5 protein-coding genes are annotated in these 4,971 nt (G+C 68.4%); 1 reads left to right on the forward strand and 4 read right to left on the reverse strand.

Features of this window, described 5'->3' with window-relative positions; translation table 11 throughout:
- Positions 1-122 precede the first annotated feature (122 nt).
- Entirely contained in the window at positions 123-1,235 is a 1,113-nt protein-coding gene (locus AB0I11_RS34165) for an IS630 family transposase (RefSeq protein WP_357330051.1), read from the reverse strand.
- Positions 1,236-1,268: 33 nt separating this feature from the next.
- On the opposite strand from AB0I11_RS34165, the gene AB0I11_RS34170 reads away from it, so the two are divergent.
- Complete coding sequence (locus AB0I11_RS34170) at positions 1,269-1,622, forward strand: hypothetical protein (RefSeq protein ID WP_357330053.1); 354 nt, start codon at positions 1,269-1,271, stop codon at positions 1,620-1,622.
- On the opposite strand, the gene AB0I11_RS34175 is transcribed toward AB0I11_RS34170, so the two are convergent.
- The 3 genes from AB0I11_RS34175 to AB0I11_RS34185 all read right to left on the reverse strand — a co-directional run bounded on the left by AB0I11_RS34175 (position 1,619) and on the right by AB0I11_RS34185 (position 4,619).
- A complete protein-coding gene (locus AB0I11_RS34175; protein ID WP_357330055.1) occupies positions 1,619-2,131 on the reverse strand; it encodes a hypothetical protein in 513 nt (170 codons plus the stop codon). The genes AB0I11_RS34170 and AB0I11_RS34175 overlap by 4 nt on opposite strands.
- On the reverse strand, positions 2,119-2,889 hold the full coding sequence (locus AB0I11_RS34180) for a hypothetical protein (RefSeq protein WP_357330057.1): 771 nt from the start codon (positions 2,887-2,889) through the stop codon (positions 2,119-2,121). Before AB0I11_RS34180 ends, AB0I11_RS34175 begins: the two co-directional genes overlap by 13 nt.
- Positions 2,890-3,155: 266 nt before the next feature.
- A complete protein-coding gene (locus AB0I11_RS34185; protein WP_357330059.1) occupies positions 3,156-4,619 on the reverse strand; it encodes a hypothetical protein in 1,464 nt (487 codons plus the stop codon).
- Positions 4,620-4,971 lie beyond the last annotated feature (352 nt).

Consider the following 4,971-nt stretch of genomic DNA (forward strand, 5'->3'; position numbering starts at 1 on the left):
CTCTGCCCAACGTCATCCCAGCAAACTACTATAAATAGATGCAGAACGATGACCGCCACGCCGATGGCAGCCATCGTTTAACACCAGTCACCTAGTGCAGCACCGCGTTAGTTCTTTGGGGGTCATGCGGCCTTGAGGGGGGTGCCGTCGTAGGTCCATCGGTAGGGCTTGGCGGTGGTGTTCTTCTCGATCACGTAGGTCTCGATCTTGCCGATGAGGTCGGTGCGTAAGGTGAAGTCGCCGTGTCGGATGACGCGGCGGGTCAGGGCGGAGAAGTACAGCTCGATCTGGTTGAGCCAGGAGGCGTGGACGGGGGTCCAGTGCACGTGCCAGCGGGGATGGGCTGCCAGCCAGGTGCGGGTGGCTTTGGCGACGTGGGAGGAGCCGTTGTCGAGCACGACGTGAATCTGCTTACGGGGGTCGATGGCCTGGTCGAGCATGGTCAGGAACGCCTGGAAGGTGGCGGAGTCGTTGCGGCGGATCGGTTCGGTCAGGACTTGACCGGTGCGTATGTCGAGAGCGGCGATGATCGAGACGGTGCCGTGCCGGACGTATTCGAACTCCTGCCGCACGGGTCGCTCGGGTGTGCAGGGCTGAGTGGGGTGTTTGCGGGATCGGGCGGCGATCGCGGTCTTCTCGTCGATCGACAGCACGACCGCGTCGGCGGGTGGGTGCAGGTAGAGCTGGCACACGTCGGAGGCGCGGTCCCAGAACAGGGGGTCGTCTTTGCGGGTCAGCCAGCCCCGCACCCGGTGGGGTCGCAGGTCAGCGTTGGTCAGGATCCGCCCGACGTGGGAGGCGGAGATCGGCGTGTCGTATCGCTGGGCCATCTGCTCGGCGATCCGCGCGTGTGACCAGGTTGACTCCGGGTGGGGTGGGGCGGAGGTGGCCAGCGCGGCGATCCGTAACCGATCCTGGGCGTCGTAGCGACGGGGCCGGCCGCTGCGGGGCAGATCGGCCAGCCCGGCCAGGCCCAGCCGGGCGAACCGGCGCCGCCATTTCCGTACGGTGTCCACACTGATCCGCAGGTTCCGGGCAATGTCAGCGTTCGCCTGCCCGGCCGCGGCGGCCAGCACGATCCGGGCCCGTAACACCGTGAGGGCCGCGGTGGTCGCCGACCGCGCGAGCCGTTGCACCTGCTCACGTTGCGGCTCGTTCAGCACCACCAGCACCGCTGCCATCGTCACGTTGCGGCCCTCGTGTCCTCGATCGTCCGGCTTGACGTCGACGATCATGAGCAAGGCGCACCCGTCGGGCAACATGGACCCATGCCCCGAGGCAACCCGCCGGAATCGATGCAGCACCACCTACGGCATCGGCTCACCGAACACGCCCGCCACCGCTGGCCGCAACTGGCCGACGTGCCCGTCCGTTTCCGCGCCGGATTCGCCTACGTCGACGCGACCACCACCGACGGACACACGATGCCGCTATGCCGGCTGCGGTTCACCGGCGTCCTGCACACCTGGGGCTTCGCGATCTACCTCGCCAGCCACGACGGCTACCAAGACAGCGTCCTACCCTCCGGCCTGCCCGCTGGCAGCCCCGAAGAGGCCCTCGACTGCGCCTGCGGCCTCTACCTCAACGACCCCACCGCCTGGCTCACACCCCCGAAGAACTAACGCGGTGCTGCCCTAAGCGCCTGGGCGCGAAGCCGCTGGGTCAACTCCTGCACCGCCTCGCCAAACCGCTCGTCGGACTCGCCCGGCCAGTGCCCCACGATCGGCGGCGGGACGCTGTCGTTCGGCGGCGCCACCACGTCCCAGGCGTCGCGCAGCCGCCCGTCGACGGTCCTGGCCGGCCCGGGGACGGCCGGCGGCTCGCCGGGCCGGTGTGGGGAGAAGATCCAGCTGCCGATCTGGTCGGTGTCGCGCCACAGGTTCACCCACCGCCATCCCAGCCGCTGACCAACCTCGTGCAGCACCGCCTGGTCGACGTACACGGGGAAAAGGTGGGTGTAGAGCCGGCGCAGCGGTGAGCCGTAGGTCAGCAGGGCGACCCGCCGGGTGATCCGGGCCGGCAGCTGAAGCACGGTCACGGCGAGCAGCACCGAGCCGTGGCTGTGCCCGGCGAGCAGCACCCCGTGCCCGCTCTCGACCAGGTACGAGATGCGCCGGGTTAGCTCGGGCACGGCCCGTTTGCGTAGCAGGGCGGCGCGAAGGGGTGGGCGGCACGCGGCCAGAAGGTGCCGAGGTCCCACAGCACGCCGACGTAGCGGCGGAACTCGGCGGTGCGGTAGGCGAAGATCCCTCCGATCACCAGGCCAAGGAGAACCGCCGCGATCACGTAGCTGCCCATCCCCACCAGGAAGGTGACCAGGTCGACGGGGATGCCGGCGTACCGATCGATCATCTCGTGCGGATGCAGTTGCAGCAGGCCCAGGGTGCTGGTGGCCAGGCCGAGCGCGAGGAGGACCGCGTAGGCCACGGTAAGCGGTTCCAGCCGTTCGGTGAACCGGGCCCGGGCGATGGCCTTGCGTACCTGGTGCAGCCGGGGAGCGGCCTCGGGCGGGGCGTCCGGGAAGTCCCGCGCCACGATCGCGCCGGCGGTCCGGAGCCGAGCACGCCGGGAGACCAGGGTCGTCAGGCCGGCGACGATCAGCGCGGCGACCACCGCCAGGAAGAAGCCGAAGATCGCCCACGTGTACGTCAGCGGCGGGCCGGTGGCCAGGCGGTGTGCAGTCGACACATTGAGGTCCAGCAGGTCCGCGACGCGGTAGACCAGGTCCGCAGAGAAGGCGACCGCCAGGCCGCTCGCCACGGCGGCGATGACCGGTGCGCCCAGTCCGCGCAGCGGCGCGCCGGGCCGGCGGCCGCCGCGCCGGCGCAGCAACGCGGCGGCACCGAGCGCGACCAGCAGCGCTGTCTGGGTGCTGAGGACCCACGCCACGGTCGCGCCGTAGCCCGGCAGCCCGGCAGTCGCCGCCCAAGGGTCCGGGCTGGCCAGGACGTAAGCGAGCGCGAGGACGGTCAGCCCGCAGCTGACCGTCCGCAGCGCCCGGACCGTGCCGTCGATGAGCCGGTCGGTCGATCACCGGGTGGGCGCAGAGCAGGGCCAGGCAGGGCTCATGCCGGTGCGGAGGCCGCTATCACGGAGCACTCGCTGACCTGCCTTACTCAAAGCGGCCTGTCCGCGGCGCGCCGGCACTGGGCCGATCAGGATCGGCGGGTTTCGAAGATCACCTCGGGATACTGCTGCGGAGGGCCGTCGAGCAGCGCCCCGGGCTGTCCCTTCACGTGCCGGTCGAAGAACGCCAGCGAATACTCGGCGATGATTTCCTGTGCCCGGCGCCCGTCGATGGGCCCGGTGACACCGATGGAGGAGAACAGCGGCGAGTAGAGCGCGGCGTCGGAGATGTTCGCGTGGAACATACCGGGTATCCTCACAAGGTAGCCATCCGCAGGCAGTTTCTCGTACACCGCCTGCGCGGTCGCCTGAGTCAAGTCGACCTCTTCCGGGTCCCAACCCTCGAGCCGCATGGTTTCGGCGTCCCGACTGATCCACATTGTCGGCTGCCGCAAACCCGACCGGACCACATCGGCTGGGAAGAAGACGTCCAGCACCAGGCAGGCCCGCAGGCGTGGTTCAAGCCGGCAGGCTTCGGCAGTGACCAGGCCTCCCATCGACGCCCCGAACATGGCGGCACGGTCGAGATCCAGCCGCCCGGTCAGAATCCCCTGCGGGTCCGCCTTGTTCACCGCGCCAAGCTGGTTCAGGGTGAAGAGGGCGTCCTGCGCGAGGTAGGGCAGGATGCCCGCCTGGAACGCGGGGTCGGCGCCGGCCGCAACTTTCCGGGGCCAGGGCGGAAGCAGGCGGTTGTCGATGGTCACCAGGCGCCCATCCGGGAATACCACCCCCGCTGCGGCGTACGGGTGGTCGATGGTCGCGATGATGTAGCCGTGCGACGCAAGTTCCTCAACCTGCCGGGTGTTGTGCTGGCGGAAGCCGGATCGGCCGTGTGAGAAGAGCAGTACGGGGAAGGTGGGTGCTCCGTCTGCCATGGGCGCGGACAGGATGGCGTTCGTGGTGACGTGCTCTAGATGGGAGAAGGTGAAGCTCGGCAGCTTCATCAGTCGAGCCAACGGCACGAGCGCCTCCGAATCTGACACATACGGCGCGCGCTTGCCCGGGGAGTTCGCCTTGGCGGGGTACCAGACCTGCACCATCAGCTCCCGGCGATCATTCGGATCGGCGGTGAAGATTTCCCCGCGATCGGGATCGATCCAGTGGTAGGTCACCGTCCCTACGTCGTATGGCCCGGTCGGACGGGGCAAGCTGAACACCGGAACGAGCAACGGGACGGCGGTGGAGACCATGAGCCCCAGCACGCCCAGCCCGACGCCCAAGATTGCGCCCAACCGTCCGATCCGGCCGCGTCGCGCAGCCCTGGCCGGTGCGACGGTCCGCACCAGCCAGGCGACAAAGAAGATCGCGCTCAACGCATACGCCGGGACCATCTGCCACCGCTGACCCTCGACGAGCAACTGGGCGGCCATGACCAGCAGCGCAAGAGGCGGCGCAGCCCGGCGCACCCGGCCGGTCCGCCCTGGTAGCGGCACCGTCAACGCAGCCAGCACCAGCAGGTTGGTGATAACTAGCATGATTTCGAGGGGTCTCACCTGTCCGGCTCCCTTGCATCTGACGCCGTCGCGGCTGCGAATCTTACGCCGTAAATCTACTGCCTACACCGTAGATCTCGTACACAGGTTCGACAACGAGGATGAGTCAGCCGTGACGGAGCCCACGCCAGGCAAGCCAGCCGGAGTCGGCACTCGATGTTCAGCCACCACCGGAGGATCGTTCTCGGGGCTTGTTGGCGTTGATGCCGCTGGAGCTGGTTCTTCAAAATCTCGCTGCTGTCGAAATACCGCGAGGACGGGAGTTGCCCCCTGGTCCTGGACACTTGAGCCTTGGATCGTGATGGTCCGGGGAGATCAGGAGTCCCTGACAGATGGTGATGAAGCACTACCC

The organism is Micromonospora sp. NPDC050495, assembly GCF_040655175.1.
GTDB lineage: Bacteria > Actinomycetota > Actinomycetes > Mycobacteriales > Micromonosporaceae > Micromonospora.

What these genes read in the sequence shown, in the direction of transcription:
- AB0I11_RS34165 (WP_357330051.1), bottom strand. Translation starts at nt 1,235, where the DNA reads ATGATCGTCGACGTCAAGCCGGACGATCGAGGACACGAGGGCCGCAAC.
- AB0I11_RS34170 (WP_357330053.1), top strand. Translation starts at nt 1,269, where the DNA reads ATGCCCCGAGGCAACCCGCCGGAATCGATGCAGCACCACCTACGGCAT.